This is a genomic window from Streptomyces sp. SID12501, assembly GCF_010550245.1.
Taxonomy (GTDB): domain Bacteria; phylum Actinomycetota; class Actinomycetes; order Streptomycetales; family Streptomycetaceae; genus Streptomyces.
This window is the reverse complement of sequence record NZ_JAAGLU010000683.1, coordinates 1-436: the sequence shown is the minus strand read 5'-3', so window position 1 is coordinate 436 and position 436 is coordinate 1. Positions and strand designations below refer to the sequence as shown.

At 74.5% G+C, this 436-nt stretch carries 1 protein-coding gene; it reads left to right on the top strand.

Features of this window, described 5'->3' with window-relative positions:
• The coding region (locus G3I71_RS47900) for a hypothetical protein (RefSeq protein ID WP_343243310.1) at positions 1–258 on the top strand (258 nt) is incomplete at its 5' end.
• Positions 259–436: the final 178 nt, after the last annotated feature.

The window sequence follows — 436 nt, the reverse complement described above, 5'->3', positions numbered from 1 at the left end:
CCGTTGCGAGGAGTCGCCGTCATGGGCGGTATGCAGGACAAGCGTCAGGAGCCCGGTAAGGGCCGCGAGGAGCAGCAGCAGGAGCGCACCAGCCGCCCCGGGCGGGAGCGTACGGACCGCCCCGAGCAGGACCCCGTTCACCCCGGTACGAGCGCGGTGAAGGCCCGGGGGAAGAGCCCCGAGGAGCTCAAGTACCCCCGCCAGGACGAGAACCCGCGCGAGCGGGACGAGGACGAGAGGCGCGACGGGGAATCCTGACCCCGCACACGGGTCCGTACCGTCGTGCCGTACCGGCGAAGCAGTCATCGGCACGGCGCGACGGGGTTCGGGGACCGCTACCCGGTCGCCGGGGCGCCCGGGGTGAAGGTCACCGGCAGGCTCCGGGGGCCGCGCAGGCCGCCCGGCCGCCAGGGGATCTCGTCCGGCGGTACCGCGA